Source organism: Microvirga sp. GN3, from assembly GCF_055792825.1.
Map to the genome: position 1 here is coordinate 16,537 of NZ_JBVVAK010000076.1, position 22,206 is coordinate 38,742.

General features: G+C 60.5%; 12 protein-coding genes. 7 read left to right on the forward strand and 5 right to left on the reverse strand.

Annotated elements, in window-relative coordinates; genetic code table 11:
- Positions 1 to 57: 57 nt before the first annotated feature.
- The 5 genes from ACS5Q1_RS28730 (at position 58) to ACS5Q1_RS28750 (ending at position 6,479) form a co-directional block, all read left to right on the forward strand.
- Entirely contained in the window at positions 58 to 1,029 is a 972-nt protein-coding gene (locus tag ACS5Q1_RS28730; RefSeq protein ID WP_473101390.1) for an ABC transporter permease, read from the forward strand.
- Positions 1,026 to 1,940: an ABC transporter permease gene (locus tag ACS5Q1_RS28735; RefSeq protein WP_473101391.1), complete on the forward strand. Its 915-nt coding sequence runs from the start codon at positions 1,026 to 1,028 to the stop codon at positions 1,938 to 1,940. The genes ACS5Q1_RS28730 and ACS5Q1_RS28735 overlap by 4 nt, the downstream gene beginning before the upstream one ends.
- Positions 1,937 to 3,667: a dipeptide ABC transporter ATP-binding protein gene (locus ACS5Q1_RS28740; RefSeq protein ID WP_473101392.1), complete on the forward strand. Its 1,731-nt coding sequence runs from the start codon at positions 1,937 to 1,939 to the stop codon at positions 3,665 to 3,667. The genes ACS5Q1_RS28735 and ACS5Q1_RS28740 overlap by 4 nt, the downstream gene beginning before the upstream one ends.
- A gap of 18 nt (positions 3,668 to 3,685) precedes the next feature.
- A complete protein-coding gene (locus ACS5Q1_RS28745) occupies positions 3,686 to 5,140 on the forward strand; it encodes an amidohydrolase family protein (RefSeq protein WP_473101393.1) in 1,455 nt (484 codons plus the stop codon).
- A 97-nt stretch (positions 5,141 to 5,237) separates the two neighbouring features.
- Positions 5,238 to 6,479 (forward strand): MFS transporter, encoded by a 1,242-nt coding sequence (locus ACS5Q1_RS28750; protein ID WP_473101394.1) that lies wholly within the window; start codon positions 5,238 to 5,240, stop codon positions 6,477 to 6,479.
- Positions 6,480 to 6,873: 394 nt separating this feature from the next.
- On the opposite strand, the gene ACS5Q1_RS28755 is transcribed toward ACS5Q1_RS28750, so the two are convergent.
- The 3 genes from ACS5Q1_RS28755 to ACS5Q1_RS28765 all read right to left on the reverse strand — a co-directional run bounded on the left by ACS5Q1_RS28755 (position 6,874) and on the right by ACS5Q1_RS28765 (position 17,199).
- Complete coding sequence (locus ACS5Q1_RS28755; RefSeq protein WP_473101395.1) at positions 6,874 to 8,184, reverse strand: HlyD family type I secretion periplasmic adaptor subunit; 1,311 nt, start codon at positions 8,182 to 8,184, stop codon at positions 6,874 to 6,876.
- Between the two features lie 16 nt (positions 8,185 to 8,200).
- Positions 8,201 to 9,940, reverse strand: a complete 1,740-nt coding sequence (locus ACS5Q1_RS28760) for a type I secretion system permease/ATPase (protein ID WP_473101396.1) — start codon at positions 9,938 to 9,940, stop codon at positions 8,201 to 8,203.
- 140 nt (positions 9,941 to 10,080) lie between these two features.
- The gene (locus tag ACS5Q1_RS28765) at positions 10,081 to 17,199 is read right to left on the reverse strand and encodes a peroxidase family protein (protein WP_473101398.1); all 7,119 of its coding nucleotides are present in this window, start codon (positions 17,197 to 17,199) and stop codon (positions 10,081 to 10,083) included.
- Positions 17,200 to 17,970: 771 nt separating this feature from the next.
- Here ACS5Q1_RS28765 and ACS5Q1_RS28770 point away from each other — a divergent pair.
- Positions 17,971 to 18,711: a LuxR C-terminal-related transcriptional regulator gene (locus ACS5Q1_RS28770; RefSeq protein WP_473101399.1), complete on the forward strand. Its 741-nt coding sequence runs from the start codon at positions 17,971 to 17,973 to the stop codon at positions 18,709 to 18,711.
- 300 nt (positions 18,712 to 19,011) lie between these two features.
- On the opposite strand, the gene ACS5Q1_RS28775 is transcribed toward ACS5Q1_RS28770, so the two are convergent.
- Positions 19,012 to 19,668, reverse strand: coding sequence for a response regulator (locus ACS5Q1_RS28775; protein WP_473101400.1), 657 nt, complete (start codon positions 19,666 to 19,668; stop codon positions 19,012 to 19,014).
- Complete coding sequence (locus ACS5Q1_RS28780; protein WP_473101401.1) at positions 19,661 to 20,980, reverse strand: sensor histidine kinase; 1,320 nt, start codon at positions 20,978 to 20,980, stop codon at positions 19,661 to 19,663. Before ACS5Q1_RS28780 ends, ACS5Q1_RS28775 begins: the two co-directional genes overlap by 8 nt.
- Before the next feature lie 624 nt (positions 20,981 to 21,604).
- Here ACS5Q1_RS28780 and ACS5Q1_RS28785 point away from each other — a divergent pair.
- On the forward strand, positions 21,605 to 22,206 hold a 602-nt coding region (locus ACS5Q1_RS28785), incomplete at its 3' end, for an aminotransferase class I/II-fold pyridoxal phosphate-dependent enzyme (RefSeq protein WP_473101402.1).

The following is a 22,206-nucleotide window of genomic DNA, read 5'->3' on the forward strand; positions in this document are numbered from 1 at the left end:
CCCGCAGCAGGAGACGCGCGGCTCGCCTGATTGAGGCGGGCCGCCGGGGAAACGCCCATGTTCAAAGTCCTCCTCTCCCGGCTGGGCCAAGCTGCCCTCGTCATGCTCGTCGTGTCGGCGGTATCGTTCGTGATGTTCCGCTATGTCGGCGATCCGGTCGCGACCATGTCGCGCGAGAACGCCTCCGTAGAGGAGAAGGCGGAGCTCCGACGCTCCCTGGGTCTCGATCAGCCGCTAGTCGTCCAGTACGGCCGTTTTCTGAGCCGTACCCTGAGCGGCGACCTGGGGATCAGCTATCGCAATCAGCGTCCGGTGACCGAACTCATCGCCGAGCGGCTTCCTGCAACGCTGGAACTCGTGATCGTCGCGACGATCCTGTCGCTCGCCCTCGGCATTCCGCTCGGCGTGCTCTGCGCACTCAAACCCAATGGCGTCGCCGCGCGACTGGTTCAGGCCCTTTCGCTCGTCGGAATCTCGACTCCCACCTTCGTGACCGGCATCGTGCTCATCCTGGTCTTCGCCGTATCTCTCGGCTGGCTACCCTCCTTCGGACGCGGTCAGGTCATTAATCTCGGCTGGTGGTCGACAGGTTTTCTCACAGTCAGCGGCCTGAAATCGCTTCTCCTGCCCGGCATCACGCTCGCCCTTTACCAGCTCACCCTCATCATGCGTCTGGTGCGGGCCGAAATGATCGACGTGCTGTCCAGCGACTACATCCGCTTCGCAAAAGCGCGTGGATTGCCGACCCGCTACATCCACTTCCGGCTTGCCTTGAGAAACGCCCTCATGCCGGTCATCACGGTCACGGGCCTTCAGATCGGCTCGCTCATCGCCTTCGCCATCGTGACGGAAACCGTCTTCCAGTGGCCGGGCATGGGGCTTCTCTTCATCCAGGCCGTGAGCTTCGTCGATATTCCCGTCATGGCGGCGTACCTGCTCTTCGTCGGTCTGCTCTTCGTCCTCATCAACACCGTCGTCGATATCCTCTACGCGGTGGTCGATCCTCGCCTGCGCACGAGGTCCGCATGAAAACGCTTGCCTCCACTCCCAGCCTGTTCATCCGCCTCGGCGCTCCGATCTCGGTGATCGTCGCCGCGATCCTGGCCCTGGTCCTCGTCGCCTGCGCGCTGCTGGCTTCCTGGATCGCGCCATACGATCCGACCGATCTTGCCTCCTTCGAGCTGATCAACGCCGAGCTGCCGCCCGCCTTCACGGCCGATGGCGATCCTCGCTTCCTCCTCGGCACCGACAACCAGGGCCGCGATCTTCTCTCGGCCATGCTCTACGGCGCGCGCGTATCCATCGCCATCGGCGGCGGTGCGGTTCTGCTCGCGGCCACCCTTGGTGTTACGCTGGGGCTTCTCGCCGGCTATTTCGGTGGCAGGGTCGATGCCCTGATCATGCGGATCGCCGACGTGATCCTGAGCTTTCCCACCATCCTCCTGGCGCTTCTGGTGAGCGGTATCGCGCGGGCAATCTTCCCCGGAGCGGCGACGGCGGAATGGGCACCGATCATCCTGATCTGCGCCATCGCTATTCACGAGTGGGTGCAATATGCCCGCACCGTGCGGGCGGCCACCATGGTCGAGACGGCGAAGGATTATGTCCGCGCAGCCAAAGTCATCGGCCTGCCACCGCGGCGGATCATGCTGCGGCACATTCTCCCGAACGTGATGAGCCCGGTGCTTGTGATCTCCACCATCAATCTGGCGGCAGCCGTGCTCACCGAGGCGACTCTGTCCTTCCTCGGGGTCGGCATGCCTCCGACCTATCCCTCGCTCGGCACGCTCATCCGGATCGGCAATGAATTCGTCTTCTCAGGGATATGGTGGATCGCCCTCTTCCCGGCCCTTGCTCTCGTGATCCTTGTGCTTGCCGTCAACATCGTCGGCGACTGGCTCCGCGATCGCTTCAATCCCAAGCTGAGGGTTAAACGATGAACGCGCAATCCACCCCCGTTCTCGCGATCGACAGCCTTCGGGTCGAATATCCTCTCGCCAACGGAAGCGTTTTCACAGCCGTCGAGAACGCATCCCTCGTCATCCGTCCGGGTGAGATTCATGCGTTGGTGGGCGAGTCCGGCACCGGCAAGACGACCATCGGCAACACCGTGATGGGGCTCCTCGAAAAGCCCGGACGCATCGCCGCCGGCAGCATTCATATCGACGGCAAGAGGTTCGACGCCGCCAAGGGCTCGGCCGAGGGCATCGTGCTCGGTCGAGACGTCGGAGCCGTGTTCCAGGACCCCATGACGAGCCTCAATCCGCTCTTCACGATCGAGAGCCAGCTCACGGAAGCGATGCGCTTCCACCTCAGGCTCGACAAGGCTGCGGCGCGATCCCGTGCGCTGGAACTGCTCGAAGCCGTCGGAATTCCCGAGCCGAAGCGACGTCTCAAGGCCTATCCCCACCAATTGTCCGGCGGTCAGCGCCAGCGCGTCGTGATCGCAGCCGCTCTGTCCTGCAATCCCAAGCTCGTTGTCGCCGACGAGCCGACGACGGCGCTCGACGTGTCGGTCCAGGCGCAAATTCTGAAGCTCCTGCGCGACCTGGCCGACAGCCGCGGCATCGGCATCCTGCTCGTCACCCACAACATGGGCGTCGTCGCTCAGATCGCCGATCGCGTTACGATCATGCATCGCGGCAAGGTCGTCGAGACCGGGACGACGGAAGAGGTTCTGCGCCGGCCCAAGGCCGCCTATGCCAAAGCGCTGATCGGCGCCGTACCACGCATTGACCAGCGTCTCGACCGCTTCCCGGTTCTGGGCGACGAGGGAAAAGGTCGTGCGGAGCAGGCCCGTGCGGAGTTGCGCGCGAAGGCAGAACGTTCGGACGCGACTGCCGAGGAAGCGCCCATCCTGTCGGTCGAGAACCTGTGCGTCGACTACACCACCAGCGGATGGCTTCCCGGATCGCAAGGTCATCGCTTCCGTGCGGTGGACGGCGTCTCCTTCTCCGTTCGCAGCGGCGAAGTGTTCGGCCTCGTTGGCGAATCCGGCTGCGGCAAGACGACCATCGCCAATGTCGTGTCGGGCCTCGTACGTCCCACAGCCGGCCGCGTGCTCTATCGTGGCCAGAGCATTGCCGGCGAAGGCGCGACCCGCCGGATCGGGCCGCTGCGTCAGGCGATCCAGATGATCTTCCAGGATCCCTATTCGTCCCTCAACAGCCGAATGCGCATCGGCTCGATCCTGTCCGAGCCGATCCTGTTCTACCGCCTCGCCAATACGCGCGCCGAGGCGGCGGGCGACGTCGCCCGCCTTATCGAGGCGGTCGGACTCGAGGCGGAAGCCGCCGAGCGCTTCCCGCATGCGTTTTCCGGCGGGCAGAGGCAGCGCCTCTCGATTGCACGGGCACTGGGCGCGCGTCCGAAGCTGATTGTCTGCGACGAGCCGACATCGTCTCTTGACGTTTCGGTGCAGGCGCAGATCCTGAACCTGCTGAAGGACCTGCGCGACGCCACCGGCCTGACCCTTCTGCTCATCAGCCACGATCTCGCCGTGGTGCGCCAGATGTGCGACCGCGTGGCCGTGATGAGACAGGGACAGTTGTTGGAGCAAGCCGATTCCGAAACCCTCTTCGACGCGCCACAGCATCCCTACACCCAGGAACTGCTATCGCTCGTCCCCACCCTCGACCGTATTCGCGGCGAATCCAAAGCTGCCTGACCGACCGGAGTTTAGTGAATGGCCGATATCATCATCACCAACGGCATCGTCGTCACGATGGACCCGCAGCGCCGTGTCATCGAGAACGGCGCCGTTGCCATCGAGAAGGATCGGATCGTCGCCGTCGGCACCACGGACGAAGTCCTGGCCGACCATCAGGCTCCGACGATAATCGATGCCAGCCGCAAGATCGTCATGCCCGGCCTGATCGACGGACATGCCCATGCGGGTCACGGCTTCATCAAGACCATGGGTGGCGGCAACGGCGACGATTGGTATGAGGCCTGCCATCAGGCCTACACGGTTGCCTCGACACCGGAATTCTGGCGGGCCGAGGCCCGTCTCGCGGCGCTCGAGCGCCTGCGTTTCGGCGTGACGACGGGTGTCTCTCTCCTGGGCGGCGGCGACACGATCCTGCGCACCGACGAACCCGTCTATGGCAATGCCCATTGCGAAGGCGTGCGCGAGGTCGGTACCCGCTCCGTCGTCGCCGTCGGCCCGACCCGGCCACCGCATCCGCGCACCTATGCGCGCTTTGTCGACGGAAAGGCCGTCGAACGTCCGGTAACCTTCGAAGAGCAGTTCGAGACCTGCAAGACTCTGATCGAGACCTGGCACGGCACGCATGGCGGGCGGCTCAACATCGCATTGATCACGCCGACCTTGCGCGCCGAGCACGCCGACGAGTTCGGACATGCGAACCTGGAGGAGGCCAGGCGCCAGGCGCGCATGACGGCCGATCTCGCACGCGAGGCGGGGCTCGTCTTCACGCAGGACGGGCACACGAAAGGCAGCGTTGCCTATGCGAATGAACTCGGAATCCTCGGGCCGAACGCTCTCCTCTCGCACTCCACGAACCTCACCGACGATGAGATCCGGATCGTCGCAGACACAGGCACCAGCATAGCCCACAACCCGAGCGCAATTGCGTCCATTCTCGGCCGTTGCCCAGTTCCTGAATTGCTGGAGGCGGGAGCCAATGTGTGCCTCGGATCCGACGCTACGGCACCCGACCGTTCCGGCGACATGTTCCGCCACATGCAGCAATGCATGCATTATCACCGGACCTATTTCAAGGATCCGACATGGCTTCCGCCGGGCCGGGTGCTGGAGATGTGCACCATCGATGCTGCCAAAGCGCTCGGGATGGAGAAGGAGATCGGGTCTCTCGAAATCGGCAAGAAGGCCGATGTGGTGCTGCTCGACCTGCGGCGTCCGCATCTCTATCCGCTCAACATGCCGGTCTTCCGACTCATCTATCTCGCTAACGGCAACGACGTGGATACCGTCATCGTGGACGGCCGCATCGCCCTTCAGGACCGCAAGGCCGTCCTCGTCGACGAAGACGAGATTCTCGACGACGCGCAGCGCGAGACCGAGGCGATGCTCGACCGCACGGGCTTCCGATACATGCTGGAAACGCCCAAGATGTTCTGGCGTCATGTGAGGGCAACGGACCAGATTGGAACCTGATGCCCTGAGTTTTCCGGCGCGCTTATGCGCGCCGCTTCTTGCGACTGCAACCGAACCAACCGTGCCGGTCATAATCCTGTGGCTGGAGGGATAAGTCATGCTCACGCGAAACGATCTCGAGGCGAAGAGGGTGGAGGCACTGCGCAGAAAAGCGCGACGCGGCTCTCTTGTCGTCTCCTTCACGATGGCATACGTCATTCTGGCCGCGATAAACCTGCGCCCTGCCCTCACCTCGACTGCGACCATGGTGACCGAGATTCAGCAGAGTCTTGGCCTGAGCGGCGCGTGGATCGGCATTCTGACAACCACGCCCGTGCTCTGTTTCGGCATCTTCGGGCCGCTCGCACCGTTGCTTTCCGCAAGGTTTGGCCTTGAGCGCGCCATTGCGCTGCTCCTCACGGGCCTTGCCGCCGGGCTTGCCCTTCGCGTGTTGCCCAATAGCGTGGTCCTCTTTGCAAGCACCCTCCTGGCCGGCGCGGCCATCGGCATGGCAGGCGTGCTGCTGCCCGTGGTGATCCGTCGCCGTTTTCCCCACCGCCTTGGGCCGATGACGGGCCTCTATACGATGATCCTGAGTGTGGGCGGCGCCAGTGCTGCGGGCCTTACGCCGATCTTCGAACGGGTTTGGCAATCATGGACCCTGGCTCTGGCGAGCTGGAGCATCCCTGCCCTCGTCGCCGGTCTGCTGTGGAGCGGCCTCGCCTTTTCCGGAGCCGCAACGACCGGCACCGCGCCTCTTCCGCGCTTCTCGCTTCTGCTGCGCGATCGCCTTGCCTGGTATGTCACGGCCTTCATGGGACTCCAGGCAGGTCTCGCCTTCATCGTTCTGGGTTGGCTGCCGACTTTGCTGCGCGACCGCGGTCTCGACGTGCTGAACGCCGGTGTCGTCACCTCCGTGTCGATCCTGGCCCAGACGATAACAGCCCTGCTCGTCCCATCGCTCGCAACACAGCGCGTTTCACCGCGGCTGCTGATCGTGCTTGTTCTCTCCGCCACCTGCATCGGCTTTCTAGGCCTGCTCTACGCTCCGCTTCCGATGCGGCATCTTTGGGCGCTGATCCTCGGATTGGGCCAAGGCGGCCTGTTTGGTCTCGCACTGCTCTTCGTCACTCTCCGGGCTCCGACCGCAGAGGTGACCGCGATGCTCTCGGGCATGTCGCAGAGCATCGGCTATCTCGGCGCGTCCCTGTGCCCCTTCGCCGTCAGCCTGCTGCGGGGCGGGCCCGATCCCTTCATCGGCCCCGCCGTCATGGTGGTGGTGGTCACGGCAGCCTGTACCTGGTGTGGACTCAAGGCTGCAGCCCCGGCTTACGTGCTGCCGCACCTCAGACACGGCTGATTGACCCGGGCGCTTTCTCGCATCTGCTTTACCAAGAGAGTCCATTGAGTTTCGGCTAAGGTATCCGTGACGCTGTTCTAGAAAACCGACCCAGAACATTTGTCGGCGAAACAGGTCCGGTTCGCCGACAAAAAATGCGGTAAACCAAAGAGAAGAGATGATTCCACATCGGTGGGGATAGCTCTGGTAGTCACTAGCGCATTGTACAGAACAGGGGATTCGCGTCAGCGAAAAGTGCCTCCAGTTTTCCACGCAAGACGATGTACTCTTCAAGAAAAGAAGCATCAGAATAAGTCCAAAAGTAGATTCCACTTTTGGTCTGATGCTCTAGGGCCAGGATATAGAGAAGCAGCTCAATCCTGGCTCGAGGAATGCGCCAGGTCCACTGTCGAACCTACTCCTCACGGAATGCTTTTGTCATATTGTCGGTGATGGGCTTGGTGAGATAGGAAAACACCGTGCGATACCCTGTTCGGATGAGACCCTCCACCGGCATGCCTGGGACAAGCTTCAAGCTCCCGAGGCGGTCCCGCTCACCATCGGCAAAGGCCACCCGCACCGGATAATACTGTAGGCCGGAGCGCTCGTCCGTCACCAGATCGGCCGCAATCAGGCTCACCCGGCCCTTGAGTTCCGGCGTGGTCCGCTGATTGAAGGCCGAGAGCCGCAGCACCGTATCCAGTCCGGTCTGCAGTTGATCGATATCCTGCGGCGACACCTTCACCTCGATCGAGAGGTCATCCGCCTCGGGAACGATCAGCATCAGCGGTTCCCCGGCATTGATGACGCCGCCAACCGTATGAACGATCGACTGGTGCACGACGCCGTCCTGGGGAGCGCGGATGTCGATGCGCTTCAACTGGTCCTCTGCGGCAACCTTGCGTTCGACGAGCTCGGCCATCTTGGCCTGAACCTCGCGCAGCTCCTTGGAGACCTCGCTTCTGAGATCCTGCTCGATCTGGATGATCTGGAGCTCCGTCTCGCTGATCCGGCCTTTGGCCTGTGCGATGTTCGAGATGAGCTGTCCGCGTTCTCCGCGCAGGCGTGTCTCTTCCCGCTTGAGCGCCGTCACCCGGGTGATCGGAACCAGATTTTTGCGCCAGAGCTGTTCGACACCGGTCAGCTCGTCCTGGATCAGTTGGATCTCATCGGCCTTGGCCGAGGCCTGCAACTTCAATCCATCGATCTGCTCCTGGAGCTGAGCGATGCGCTCGTTGAACTGCGCCTTCTGGCTGGTCCGAACCGCGCGACGATACTCGAAGACATGAATCTCGCCCTGGATCAGCTTTGCAAGTTCCGGGTCATCAAGGCGGCTTTGCAACCCGGACGGAAAGGCAACTTTCTCTATCCCGTCGCGCTCGGCTTCAAGCCGGCTCTGGCGAGCGGCCAACTCGTCCAGGCTCTTGGCCACCATCGCAAGATTGGCTCGTGCCACCGTTTCATCGAGACGGATCACGACATCTCCGGATCTGACCCGGTCGCCGTCGCGGGCAAGGATTTCACCGACGACGCCGCCGGTCGGATGCTGGACCTTCTTGACATGGCTGTCGACCACGATCGCGCCCGGCGCCACCACGGCGCCGGACAGTTCCGTCACGGCTGCCCAACCGCCGAGGCCGCCAACAAGGAAGAAGGCGGATGAGAGGCCGAGCAGCGAGTAACGGCGGATCGCCGTGCGGGCACTGACCTTGTTTGCAGACTTCATGATATCCCCCGAGATCTTAGACGACTTTCAGCGGAGCGACGGAAGCCACCCGCGGCTCGGGTGCTTGCGAAGCCGGAACCGGACGCAGCACCTTGCTCAGCACCTCTTCCTTCGGGCCGAAGCTTTGCACGCGCCCCTCGCCCATCACGAGCACCAGATCGACGCCGGCCAGCGCGCTCGGTCGATGGGCGATGACGATGACGATGCCACCGCGCGCCCTGATGCTCATGATTGCGGCGGTCAGGGCCTGTTCGCCCTCGTTGTCGAGGTTCGAGTTCGGCTCGTCGAGCACCACCAGGAAGGGATCGCCATAGAGGGCCCGTGCGAGAGCGATGCGCTGACGCTGTCCGCCCGACAGAGCAGCTCCGGCCTCGCCCACCTGGGTCTCGTAGCCGTCCGGGAGCTGGAGGATCATCTCATGCACATTGGCAGCCTTGGCGGCAGCGATGATCGCCTCGGATTTTGGATTGGGCTCGAAGCGGGCGATGTTCTGCGCCACGGTGCCGGCAAAGAGCTCCACATCCTGCGGCAGGTACCCGATGTGGCGCCCGAGATTCTCCGGCAGCCATTGCTCCAGCGCTGCACCGTCAAGGCGGACCTTGCCGCGCCAGGTCGGCCACACGCCGACGATCATGCGGGCGAGCGAGGACTTGCCGGACGCGCTCGGGCCGATGATGCCGAGCCCGCTGCCGGCCTCCAGTTCGAACGCCACGTCCTGGACGGCAAAGCGCTGTCCACCCGGGGCACCCGCTCCGGCGTTCTCGACCGACAGCACGGACTGGGGCGCCGGGAGCTTCAGGGGCTCCTCGGCATGGGCATTCTCCTCAAGCAGAGTCTTGAGCCGCCGCCAGCCCTGGCGGGCACTGACGAAGCCCTTCCAGTTGCCGATGGCGAGTTCGACCGGCGCCATGGCCCGCGAGGTGAGGATCGAGCTGGCGATCATGATGCCGCCCGTGGCCTGGCCGTCGATCACCAGATAGGCACCGAGCGCAAGCACGGCCGATTGCAAGAGCATCCGCAGCACCTTCGACAGGGCGCCGAAACCGCCCGCTACATCGGAGGTCCGCTGCTGGTGAGCTAGATAGCTGGCATTGGCGTCGCCCCAGCGGACTCCAATCCGCTGGGCCATGCCCATGGCCTGCACGACCTCCGCGTTGCGGCGTGCACCCTCCGAGATTCCGTTGCGGACGAGGGCCGCACTCACGGCGGCTTTCGAGGCCTCCTTGGTCAGCAACTCGGTCAGCAGGGTGATGACCACGAGAAGCGATGCACCGCCCAGCGCCGCGAAGCCGAGCCAGGGATGGAAGGCGAAGCAGATGAACAGGTAGAGCGGCATCCAGGGCAGGTCGAACAGCGCCGACGGGCCGCCGCCGGCAAGGAAGGCTCGCAGCTGGTCGAGGTCGCGCAGGGGCTGCTGCCCGTCGCCATCGACCTTGCCCTTGAGAGGCGCCTTGAGCTGGCCCTGGAAGATCTGTTGGCTCAGATCCTCGTCGAGCGCTGCGCCGACGCGCGCCATGATCCGGCCGCGGAGCATATCGAACAGGCCTTGAAAGAGGTAAAGCACCACGATGATGACGGAAAGGCCGACCAGCGTCGGAATGCTGCGACTGGGCAGAACCCGGTCATAGACCTCCATCATGAAGATCGAGCCCGAGAGGTAGAGCAGATTGATCAGGCCACTCAACACAGCGACGCCCAGAAAGGCACCGCGACAGGAGGCCAAGATACTGAGACGTTTTTTAAGCGAGCCGGTCATCGCCATTGCCTCGACGGATGGTGTCGTTGTGGTGCTTCGATTGAGTCTTGAGAAACTCACACCGATGTTTTGATAAGGATCCCGCCGGGAGCGTTGGGGGCATGCTCCCGGCGGGGCCATTCGATCTCAGGCCAACCGCATCAGAAGACGAAGTCGCTGTTGTCGAGATCGGATACCTTGACGCCCTTCAGGACGAGGATGTCGGAGCCGTGCACAATCTCGACGTTGTTGCCCGATTGCATCAGGCTCAGGTCGGACAGGCTGTCCACCCCGGACAGGCTTCTCGCATCGATCTTGTCGTGACCGCTGCGGAAGTCGGTGACGGTGTCCCAGCCACCGTTCTTCTGGAAGACGAAGGTGTCCTGGCCTGAGCCGCCGGTCAGCTTGTCATTCCCCGACCCGCCCTTGAGCACGTCGTTGCCGGAGCCGCCCTCCAGACGATCGTCGCCGGAGCCGCCCTTGAGGCTGTCATTGCCCGAGCCGCCATAGAGACGATCCTTGCCTTTGCCGCCGTCGAGATGGTCGTCACCGATCATACCTTTGAGCGTATCGTGGCCGTCTTCGCCCCAGAGCCGGTCGTTTCCGGACCCGCCATCAAGCTGGTCATTGCCGGACCTGCCGTAGAGCTTGTCATTGCCCGCTCCGCCGGAGAGCCGGTCGTTGCCTGCCCCACCGTCGAGTCGGTCATGGCCTTCCTTGCCCCAGAGCCGGTCGTGTCCAGACCCGCCGTAGAGCTTGTCGTGGCCGTCTTGACCCCAGAGCCTGTCATGGCCGCGACCACCCCACTTGACCTCGTTCACCGGACCTTCATCCACAGGAACCTCAACCGGAGGCTGCTGAACCGGGGGCTGCTGAACCGGGGGCTGCTGGACGGGCGGCTGCTCGACCGGAGGCTCCTCGACCGGCGGCTCCTCGACTGGAGGCTCCTCGGCCGTGCACTCCCGAACAATCGGAGGTGCGGAGCATGTGTAGGTGATCCGATGGTCGGAGCTGGTCAGCGTGGTGACGCCTTGGTCGTCGGTCTCTTCCGTGTAGTCGTCAATCGACTTGCCCGGAGGCAGCTCGATCACGTCCTGAGCCCGCAGGGTACCCACGATGGTGTCCCGGCCGCCATTGGAGCGGAACACGATCCGGTGCGCCGAGGCCAAAGCCGAGATGTCGACAGTGTCATCGCTCGCAGTACCGTCGATGGTAATCGTGTTGAAGTTCAGGCTGGTGAAAGGCGCATTGAAGTTGCCGATCACCTGGATCGTGTCGCCATTGTTGGTCGTGCTGCCGCCGGGAGGCGTGCCACCGGGCGAAGTCACCTGCTGAGCATTAACCCGGATTTCCTCGATGTTGTCGAGTTCCGCGACGACCGTCACGGTCGATCCAACCGTGCGGGTAATGACGATCTCAGTGTTGGCCCCGGACACCGGAATACCAGCCGCTACCGCCGCATCCTTCGCATAGATGCGGAATGTCTCGGCGAAGCTGGCCCGCCCGTTTACCACGAACGTGTCTGTAGCGCCGGCACCACCATCGACCCTATCGAAGCCATCTGTCGGGTCTCCGGCGTTGGCGTTCCAGATGATGGTATCGTTTCCGGTACCGCCCTGGACGACGTCATCCCCGGTGCCCCCGGTGATGGCGTCATTGCCGTCACCACCGTCGATGGTGTCGTTACCCGAACCGCCGTTGACAGTGTCAGCTCCGCCGCCAGCAGCGACGATGTCGTTGCCGCCATTCGCGTTGAATGTCGTGCCGCTACCGTCACCAAGGAGGATATTGCCAGCATCGGTGCCGTCGATTGCTCCGGTGGTATCCCAAACGATGTCCACATCGGCAGAAGACGTCAGGCTGCCGTCGCTGACCGTGTAGGTGAAGTCCTTGGTGGTGTCGGTGTCGGTTCGTGCGGCAGTAACGTCTCCCGAGGGTGCAAAGGTGATAGAGAAGTTCGCGTCGTTCTCTGTTGCCTCGGTGACGTTCAGGGCATTGCCCTCTGCATCCGTGTCGTTGGCCAGCATCATCCACTCAGGCACCAGGATACTCCCGGCGATGTTGGTGAACACGCTGTCGGTTACCGCGAGCGGAGCGTCGTTCACCGGGAAGACGTTGATGGTCGCGGTGGCGATGTTGCTGGTCAGCAGGCCATCGTTGACGGTGACTTGCAGGATTCGGTCAGCAGGATCCGGATTCTGCGAGGTGCTGGAGTATCGCACCTGCTGGATCGCCGTCCGGTAGTTGGCGATGGATGATGTACCGGTCAGGGTCAGGATGATCTGTCCGGGAACAGTGGTGCTGTCGATCGACGCCGTGATACCGCCCGGCAGAGCGCCGGCGACCGACAGGACGTCACCTGCGCCGGCATTGGTGAGAACGACGCGTGCCGAATTGATGGTTGTGCCATCATCTGTGATCACTGCGCCGACAGCAATTGCAATGGGAGCATCATTCTCCGTGTAGTTCGTTTCGTAGTTGTTACCCGGTGTCCCAGGAACAGTCGTGGTCGTGGTCGTAGACGTAGCAACGTTGAAGTTGTCGATAGTGACTCGTTCGTTCGCGCCGTTGATTGCCGTTGAGACAAATCGGATGGCAGAATTTGCGCCAGCTCCGGTCAGGTTTAGATTGAAGGAACTTGATCCTGCGCCAGTGAAGAAGTTTCCGGAGTTGCCGTTGATCGTCTGCAATACGATGTAGTTCCCTACTGCGAACGATCCGGTCTGAGAATACTGCACTTCGACCGTCTCGCCGGTGTCGAGATTCTCAAAGCCATTCAAGCGATCATAGTCGAATGACAATGTCGCGTTTGTGACACCACTGAGATTGACAGTGCGTGTGATCGACGCGCCGTCAGACCCCGCACCGCCAACGAACCTCAGTTCGTTCGTGCCATTTCCCGTTCCTGCATCGATCTGGATCTGGCCCGTCGTCACACCGTCGTCGTCATTGGTCTCGTCCCAAGGAGTTGCTGTCCAGTTCACAGAGCCGTTGCTGTTGCTGTGCGAAGCTGTGTCAAATGTATCGCGATAGGCCTGTGGGGTCGTCGTGGTGTTGGTGACGGTGACGTCGCCATGAAGATCCAGCGTCGGCGCCACCAGCGAGATGTCCTGATCGGTAAAATCCAGGATCTCGACATTGCGGATGGTGTCCGTGCCGTCGGTCGCGAGACCGCCGACATGTGACACGGTGACTGTGCCATCGGCATTGAAGTCGATGTCGTACTCGGCCCGTGCGCCTGAGAACACCGCTCTATCGACGTCGCCGGCGGTCGTGTCGGTTCTGATCGTACGGACGATCGAGAGTTGGCCCGGGTTGATCTGACCTGAGAACATCCTGGCTGCCAGCGTTGTCATGCTGTTGTGGAGCTCAAGCGGCTCTCCCGCGTGGTTCGGGTCATTGGCGGCAAATACCCCAATCTGTACGTCGAGCCACTTGTCACCATCGATGATGTCGTCGCCGCCATTTCCTCTGATGACGTCGCTGCCATCGCCGCCCAGGATGATGTCGCCGCCGTCGAACGACGTCACACCGGCGCCGAGCACTTCCTGAAGCCCCTTGATGAGAGCGATTCCCTCGGCGTCGAGCACGCTACCGCGATAGCCTCCACTGCCACCTTGAGACAGAGGAGCACGGTCTGCAGGCACGTCGTTCGAGCCAGACAGAACGTCGTCGAACTTCGTCCCGGAAAGGCCTTCCACCGACTCGTATCCATCCAGCGCCGCATTCTGCGGCACCGTCGGCGCTTCGTCGAAGATGATCGGGATAGAGAGGTCAGCGTTCACTCCGAGCGTATTGTCCTTGTAGGTCGCCCAGTCGAAGCCGGACATGCCCACCATCTTGCCGCGGCCTGCGCTGCCCACCATGATGTCGTCGCCGCCTTCGCCGATGAACTCGTCGAAGCCGCCATCGCCAAGGAACACGTCGTGGCCGTCGATACCATCGTGCGCGAAGACTTCGTCGAAGTTGTCGCCCGGGGCACCATCGAAGGTGCCGGTTTCGATCCAGTCATTGCCCTCGTTGCCGAGGATTCGTTCGGCATTCTTGTTGCCGTAGATGAAGTCGTTGCCAGTACCGGCGAAGACTTCCGAGCCCATGTCGGTGCCGAGGAAGATGAAATCCTGGCCGTCATTGCCCATCACCAGGTCGAGGCCCGGACCGGCATGAACCACGTCGTTACCGGCGCCGGCCTTGATGTTGTCGTCACCGCCGCTGTCGACGATGATATCATCGCCGTCACCACCATTGATGATGTCGTTTCCGAAGTTGCCCTCGAGACGGTCGTTCCCTTTATCGCCGTAGAGCGTATCGTCACCAATACTGGCGATGATCGTATCGTTCGCGTCGGTGCCGCCGAGCACAACATGCTCGTCGCCGTTATAGCGCAGATAGTTGGTATCGGGTCCGGACGTTGCCGGATTGTTGCGAATGACCACCTGGCTCAGAATGCCGCCGCCTGTTGGATCGCCGGTCTCCAGGTCTCCATCACCATCAAGGTCGTTGAACTGCTTGCTTGCATCGACCTCGAGGATCAGGCCCGGTGTCGAGAACACGTCTGACGGCAGATGGGTCGCGTCGGTATTGCGCATGATCATGGCGGCGAAGGAATTATTCTCCATCTCACCGAACAGATGCAGGCCGTCGAGACGCTGCAGATAGTAGAAGCGGTCGCCGCTCTGAAGCTTCTCCATCTGAACTTCGAAAACAAAGTTGAAGGTCGAGCCCAACATGCCGCCGAAGGGCATGATCTCTTCCGCAAGACCGCCGATCCAGAGGTCGACATTGTTGAGACCGCCGAGCGAACCGCCGGCATATTCACCCGTTGCATTGAGGAAATCGGCTGCATCGGCCGGGACCTCCAGGCCCCCGAACGACTGACCAAGGATCAGTGTCATCGCGGCGTCGCGCTTACCCTCAACCGTGGTTTGGCCGGTAATCAGCTCGTGCGTTCCATAGGCCGCCACAAAGTTGATGATCGAGGCCTCATGCTTGAGATGCCCGGCGAAATCGACCCAGCTCTCATAGGGCTTGAGCAGTACATCCTGGTTGGTGGCGGCATAGAATTGAGCGCGCGCCTCGTTGAGGGATGGCACGCCGGTGTCTCGGCCGCGGGCGAGGTTGATCGTCGCAAGATCGAGCGGCAGGCCGAGCAGGTTGTTGCGCAGCGCGGTCGTCACGAACTCGTCGATCTCGTTGCCGACCTGCCGGGTCATGCCCCGGATGATGGCGCCGGCCGCGATATCGTCGGTGATCGCATGATTGGAGTCGAAGTTGACCGGATTGAGGAAGCCGTCGATGAGGCCGATGTGGTTTTCAGCGAAGGTGGGGCTGAAGCGGTCGATGGATTCGGTCAGCATCGAGTGACCGAACCGGTACACGACATGTGCGAATTCCGCGATGATATCCGGGTTGATCGTGGTGTCGAACCCGTCGGGAACGAGGAATACGTTGATGTTGGGCTGGACCTTGCGGGCGAACTCCTCGAACACGAGATGCTGATACTGCATTTCGGTGCCGAATTTCGCCGCCTGGAACAGGCGCTCGCCATCCCAGACGAGACCGGTAAGAGAGGCTGGGACCTCGGTCACGTCGGACGCCAACCATTCGTTGAGGAAGGCCACGGCTTCGGCCTGAGAGGCACCATTGTCCAGCATTTCCTGGGCGTCGGCCAGGACGACCTCCTTGGTGTGCTCGACGAGCCGGTTGTGTTCGGCATGGAACACATGGTGGACCGCCGTCAGGCCGATATTCTCGTTGACGCGGCCGTCGCCGGCGATGAAGTGCGCGTCAAGCAGTTCGTTGTCGTACTCGGTATCGCCGTTGCCCGGGTTGCCCAGGCCAATGGTGATATCGCCGTCGGCAATCTTCCCGATCGGGACAGCCTCATGGGCGATGTCCGCGAGGAAAGCGTGACCGGTGCGAAGGGCTCCCGCAACCGTCGGGTCGACCGGGCTGCCCGGCGTTCCCGAGACGACGATATCGTCGGCCGTGTTCGGGATGCCGTCAGCACCAATGCCTGTGATCACCTGCGCGTAGCCGGCCGCATTGGGGATGAAGTTGCCATACTGGTCGGTTCGCAGGAGCGGCACGTTACCGACATCGAAGTCGGTCAGCTTGATACCGAGCATGAGCGCTTGGGCCTTGACCTCGCCCCAGGTGGCCATGCCGCCATTGGCACCTTCGATCAGCATGCCGGTTGCGACGGGCCTCCCGTCCTGCACCTCATATTGACGCAGAAACACCTGATGCGAGGCATGCGAGGTGTAGGTCTGGTTCTGGTCGACATACGACGTTGTTGTGTTCACGGGACCGACATCGTCGGCCGTACCCATGATGTTGTCTGCTCCGGCAGAAACCGTCGCACGCGTCAGAACCATGAAATTCGTGTGGCTGCCTTCGACATAGAGCGGATCATCCGGCTGCAGCGGAATGAAGACGGTGCCGCTGCCGCCCTTGTTGACGAGATCGAGCCCGTGATCGAAGAACTGGCCGAACAGGGTGAACCACGAGTTGAACGGCGCCGACAGGCCTTCGTCCGGCGCGACGGCGGGAAGGTGCACGTTGTCGCCATCCATTGCGATGCCGAATGGCACAAGCGCTGCATCACGCACGCCGCGAGCCGCCTCCAGAGCCGTCACCGTTACGGCATGGGCCGCGGTGGCCTCAGCCCATGCATCAAGGGCGACTTGCTCCTCGGCAGACGGTTCGGTGTTGGGATCACCATCGCCCAGCGCCTCCGCCGCAGCTTTGGCATTCTGCATGACAACCCGGGCCTGGTATTCCGCATCCCAGGCCGGCTTGAAGGCCTGGTAGATGGCCGTCACAGCCGGCAAGTCGGCCATCGGGTTGGCCGAACCGGCACGCTCCAAGGCCGTCAGGATTGCCGCCGGATTTCCCAGTGTCTGGTCGACGAGCAGATTGGAGATGGTGCGCAGGCTCGAGTCGAAGACGAGGGAATTAGGATCGTTCGAAGGATTGTAGTTCGGGGCCGTCGGCATCGTGGGAGCCGGGCCAGGGCCATCGGGATCGAAGGGCGTACCCTCCGCAGGGCGATACACCGGCGTAAGCTGTTCAGGGAACGCACGGCCCGCTGCGCCCCACTGCTCCTGACCGGGGAGGAGGTGGTTGTAGGAACCGTCCACGGTTCGCAAACCCCATGCCACGTTGTAGGCAGGGATCAGGCCGCCCTCGCCATACAAGGGCTGACCCGCGGCATGCGCTTCAGCGATTTTGATTTGCGCGAGAATGAAGTCCAGATCCGAACGAATATAGGCGACCATAATAAAGCCCTCAGCCCTATGTGATTGAGAAGGACGCAATCATAATGAGCAGAAAGTCAGATTTTTACTATTTTGACTGAGGTCCAGCCTAGGTTTTTCTAACGTCTTTACTTGTCAGGACTAAAGTTAGTTGCGACATCAGACTTTGGTTTGTCGCATTCGGATGTTTTCACGCTGCGTTCGGCTGGGAAGCAGCTGCACGTCTGACCTTCAATAAGAAAAGGAGCGCCCTGATCTTCGCCAGACCTCGCCCTTATCAACACTGGTTTGCGGCGACCAGGTCGCCTGTGAGCTCACCTTTCATCATATTGAACGATTGAGCGAACTGACTTCGCGGATCCGAACCGCTCCCGCCCTGACAATGACAGCGGGCCACCCCATGGAGTTGAGCATCAGCTGAGACCTCTACGCCGGTTTTAACGCTCCCGCTTTTTCCTCGCGGGTGATTGGTCATAGGCTCAACAGCATCCTGCCTTTTGGGCTAGCTCTTTTTCGCCACCGAATGAGGTTCATAGTTCTCTTCATTTATATTGTTCTTTCCCAGGAACATGGACATCATCTTTGGAACGGCTTAATTTTACGATCAAAAGGAGATAAGGCCATAGTACTCGTCGGATATGCCGCGGTAGATAGGGCTCAACCTTCAAAGCCGATACATAATTCAACCAGCAAGACTCCAGAGAATGAAAAGATTTGACTGGGCAGTGGCGACACTCGGTGCCCCAATATAATACGCGTGTTCAACACATGTTCGTCTTGGAGAGGAACTCAATGTTAAAGACGATCCGGGTGAGTATTGTCGACGATCAGCCTCTTTTTCGAGACGGTGTAATACATACTCTTAAGACGCAACTGGACATGGAAGTCGTAGGACAGGGAGCTTCGAAAAGAGATGCAATGCGAATAGCGCAGGAGAGCACACCAGATGTGATCATCATCGGCATGAGTTTGCCCGATGACGGGCTTGAAACCTTCGATGCGATCATGACCAGTTACCCACTCGCCAAAGTATTGCTTCTCTCAGACATGTCCGACGAAGATCGGATCTGCGACGCCATAACGAGAGGATTACACGGCTATCTTCCGAAAAGCACTGGCGGCGCCGGACTGGTTGACGCGGTGCGAGCGCTGGACCAGGGCATAGGCTGTATCTCACCGACCCTTGCTCCAAAGCTCTTGATGTACAAGCAGACCGCTCCCAACACATCAAAACCCAGGGACCGGCTTAAAACTCTTACACCGAGGGAGCGGCAAATTTTGTCAATGCTAACTGGCGGCCTTAGTAACAGACAAATTGGCGACAGGCTCGAATTGAGCGAAGGCACCGTGAAATACTACGTCACGAGCATTATGAACAAGATTCAAGTCCGCAATAGGGTGGAAGCTGCTCTATTTGCTCGGTCCCAGGGTGTCACGCATCAAGGCTGTGATGAAAACTACACAATTAGTGTCAATTTCGGGAGCCTTGACACAGACGTGGTAGAATATCGATCGGACAATCGACTATCATAAGTCTGACGAGACGGTGCACGTTTTGATGTGGCCACCGCCGCGCCACGAGCGATGATCGCGAATAGACTGTTGGTTGGGCAGCGACAGATCGAACTTACGAACGAGATCTGATCCATATCCCTGTCGGCAAAAAGTTATTCCGTCATTTTCCAAGGGGGTAGATCCAAAGCCCAAAGAAGTCTTCAAGGCATTGATCTTTCGCCAACTCTGAGTCTCAGACAACGACGAGCTCAAAAGACTGCGTCTTCACTACTTGGGCGATAGCTTACCGAAGCGGGTTGGCAGGATAATCCAGGAAATTCAGTGCAGCTTTACGCTGCTCTCGAACTCACCCCATAGCTGCGTGGGGATCAGCGCTGCCCCGACACGGTTCGTAGCACTGAATTTCTTCAGGATGTTGGTCACGTGGAACTCGACCGACTTGTCCGTAAGATCCAGCTTCTCGCTGACTTTACGAGTGGTCAACCCCTCGGAGATCAGGCCCAGTATACGTTTCTCAAGCTCAGACAGCGATAAAAACGGGTTTGCCTGCACTGGAGTATTATTCGACAATAAGCGTAATGCGAGGTCAGGAGACATGAATGATCCGCCGGCCTTCACGCTTGTTACGGCCATAATTATATCTCGAGCATCGATCCCTTTGAGGATATAGCCCACGGCGCCAGCCTCAAGTGCGCGCATCACGTCGTCGTCGTCCGCTGAGACAGTCAGCATTACGACCCGGGGCGCATTTGGAAGATCTCGGATTGCACGTGCTGCCTCTATTCCATTTCCAGGCATCGATATGTCGAGCAAGATGAGATCAGGTGCGTGAATTCTCGCAAGCTCGATCGCATCCGTCGCTGAGGCGCCTTCGCCAACGATCTCGATCATGGGGTCAAGTGCGAGCGCCCGTACAAGTCCAGCCCGTAACAGCGCATGATCATCCACCACAACAATACGGGTTTTTTCAACCATCTTGGCTTTCCTCAGCAATAACAACGGTCATTTCAACCCTTGTCCCCCCGCCCGCCCGCTGGCTCACGCAAAAGACACCGCCCAAGCTCTCGACTCTTTCTCTTAATCCGATAAGGCCCAAGCCGAAATCCAGACCATTCATGCCGCTGGTGCTCATTCCTCCATCATCCTGCACGACTAGATTGAGAGCGGCGTCATCGAGCCTGCACATCACTGTCTGACCGTTGCCGCTTGCATGGCGGAAGGCATTGTTGAGTCCCTCCTGGAGGAACCGGTAAGCGCATATTTTGATCGCATCCGTGAGGACACCTGAAATCTCACCGCAATGAACGACAACCTTCGTTCCAGTGCGCCGCTCGTGATCAGAGACCACTCGTTTGATGATATCAGGGAGCGGCAGTCCTTCTATCTCCGGCAGCATCAGTCCTTTTGATACAGTTCGGATGTCACGAAGAGCATCTGAGAGGACGCAGCTCAAGGCCCCCAGCTCCTTCTCCCGTTCCGCGGGTGCTTCGGCGCGCCTGACGTGCTCCACCGATAGGGCTGCCAAACCAATGAGCTGCGCAGGACCATCATGTAAATCCGCACCAATTCTCCGCAAATTGTTCTCGGTCAGCTCGGCAACCCGGCCAGAGGCACGCTGAGCCCGATCCTTGAGGATGCGGTTGTGTCGGTACATTTGTTCAATTTCTACCAATCGCTCTTCGAGTTGCCGCTTCTGGAGCAGGATAAGCTGGTTGCCCCGGTAGACGATACCGAACAGGCCTATCATGATAAGCGAGGTCGCGCCTCCGATTGCCAACCAACTTTTGAGACGAAGCCACCAAAGCTCGCGCTCGAGGGATGCAGGACTCTCGTGAATCTCGGCGACGGCAATGACACGGCCTGAGCGATCCTCGCGAATGGGAATGTAGATCTCTAGATACTTGCTGCTGATTGCTCGGATCAGATGTTCTCGAGCATTCAAATCGATGTACTGTGCAGAAACCTCCCCTTTCAGGGCTCTTACAAGTCCGTCTGGCGGAGGGAACCTCTGACCAACCAAACCTGGTGTCGTTGAATAGGCGACGAGTCCACCCTCCCTCCAGATCTCTAGATACGGGAACCGCTGCCTAAACTGATCTGCTCCTAGTAAACGATCCAACTCGGCTGCCTGCTTGGCAGGCAAGACTTTCTCTGTCACTAGATCTTGAGTGAGCGGCTCGAGAATGCTGTCCAGGAGGAGAGCCGTTGCAGAGGCAGTGTTCTCGATTGTTGCTTTCGATACAATCTCGGCCGTGAACAACCCAGCGGCCATCATTGCCACAAGCATAATAACGCTGCCAGTCAGTGCAAACTGGCGGGTCAGGCTCGCGGGAACTCGACTTAGACTCCGGCCGCGCGTCCTTGTCGGTGACACCCACTCTGACATCGTTGCCCCGAATGTGGCCCCAGGAAGCGTGAGGGTACATAGGGGTAAGTTTTCCTGCAATCGACCTTGGTCGGATACGGGACTGGACTTTCGTCCAGACGAGTAGCCTTCCTTGCAATAGAGAAGCAGAACAAGGTGGATCGAGCCTCTGAGGGAATCTCTAAGAGTTCTGTCTATACAATGCTTTAGCGCCATTATGGCGCGCGCCGATTTATCGGCACAGCCTCATATGGCCAACAATGGGCCGTTTGATTTGCACGATATCTCTGTCGAGTTACTCCCTTCGATTGCGCTATGCTGCTCGTGAGATGGGCTCTACCCCGGCACCCAGAAACATTCTTCGGGCGCGCTTCCCGGGGATTATAAGCATCATTCGGACCTCTCAGAGGCACCTATTGGAACAGACCGTTTCCCGCCCGGCAGACTTTGGTTGGTTCTCCATCGGACTTCAGTCCGTATTGCACCCCACCGCTGATCCACTCATCGTTAAGATGGTCGAAAATGGCTGTTGTCACGGGGGCTTCAATGGTTGCAGACAGACAATGCAGTGGTGCTCTTCCGTTTCCGCGATGCTGGGCAAATCTCACTGACACTTTCGACACAAGTGTCACTCCGGACATAGCTTCAGTATCTCCAGCGCTTTCAGAATGGACTTCGATAACGGCCCGATCCGGAGCAACGTCTCCAGATTATGGTCAATTCTTCACGTCAGCCCTCGAGCGCCTGCAGGCCGAGCGGCGCTACCGCGTTTTTGCCGATATCGAGCGGCTGGCCGGCCGCTATCCCCAGGCGATCTGGCATGCCCCGGACGGCCCGCGCCCGATCACCGTCTGGTGCTCCAACGACTATCTCGGCATGGGCCAGAACCGGGACGTGACCCGCGCCATGGTCGAGGCCGCCTGGCGCCTCGGCACCGGCGCCGGCGGCACCCGCAACATCTCCGGCAACAGCAACCCCATCGTGACGCTCGAGGCCGAACTCGCCGACCTGCACGGCAAGGAGGCGGCGCTGGTCTTCACCTCGGGCTATGTCTCGAACCAGACCGGCATCGCGACGCTGGCCAAGCTGATCCCGAACTGCCTGATCCTGTCGGATGCGCTCAACCACAACTCGATGATCGAGGGCGT

Bases quoted from the DNA above. Each gene is read 5' to 3' on its own strand.
- ACS5Q1_RS28730 (WP_473101390.1), top strand. From the start codon at position 58: ATGTTCAAAGTCCTCCTCTCCCGGCTGGGCCAAGCTGCCCTCGTCATG.
- ACS5Q1_RS28735 (WP_473101391.1), top strand. From the start codon at position 1,026: ATGAAAACGCTTGCCTCCACTCCCAGCCTGTTCATCCGCCTCGGCGCT.
- ACS5Q1_RS28740 (WP_473101392.1), top strand. From the start codon at position 1,937: ATGAACGCGCAATCCACCCCCGTTCTCGCGATCGACAGCCTTCGGGTC.
- ACS5Q1_RS28745 (WP_473101393.1), top strand. From the start codon at position 3,686: ATGGCCGATATCATCATCACCAACGGCATCGTCGTCACGATGGACCCG.
- ACS5Q1_RS28750 (WP_473101394.1), top strand. From the start codon at position 5,238: ATGCTCACGCGAAACGATCTCGAGGCGAAGAGGGTGGAGGCACTGCGC.
- ACS5Q1_RS28755 (WP_473101395.1), bottom strand. From the start codon at position 8,184: ATGAAGTCTGCAAACAAGGTCAGTGCCCGCACGGCGATCCGCCGTTAC.
- ACS5Q1_RS28760 (WP_473101396.1), bottom strand. From the start codon at position 9,940: ATGACCGGCTCGCTTAAAAAACGTCTCAGTATCTTGGCCTCCTGTCGC.
- ACS5Q1_RS28765 (WP_473101398.1), bottom strand. From the start codon at position 17,199: ATGGTCGCCTATATTCGTTCGGATCTGGACTTCATTCTCGCGCAAATC.
- ACS5Q1_RS28770 (WP_473101399.1), top strand. From the start codon at position 17,971: ATGTTAAAGACGATCCGGGTGAGTATTGTCGACGATCAGCCTCTTTTT.
- ACS5Q1_RS28775 (WP_473101400.1), bottom strand. From the start codon at position 19,668: ATGGTTGAAAAAACCCGTATTGTTGTGGTGGATGATCATGCGCTGTTA.
- ACS5Q1_RS28780 (WP_473101401.1), bottom strand. From the start codon at position 20,980: ATGCTTGTGGCAATGATGGCCGCTGGGTTGTTCACGGCCGAGATTGTA.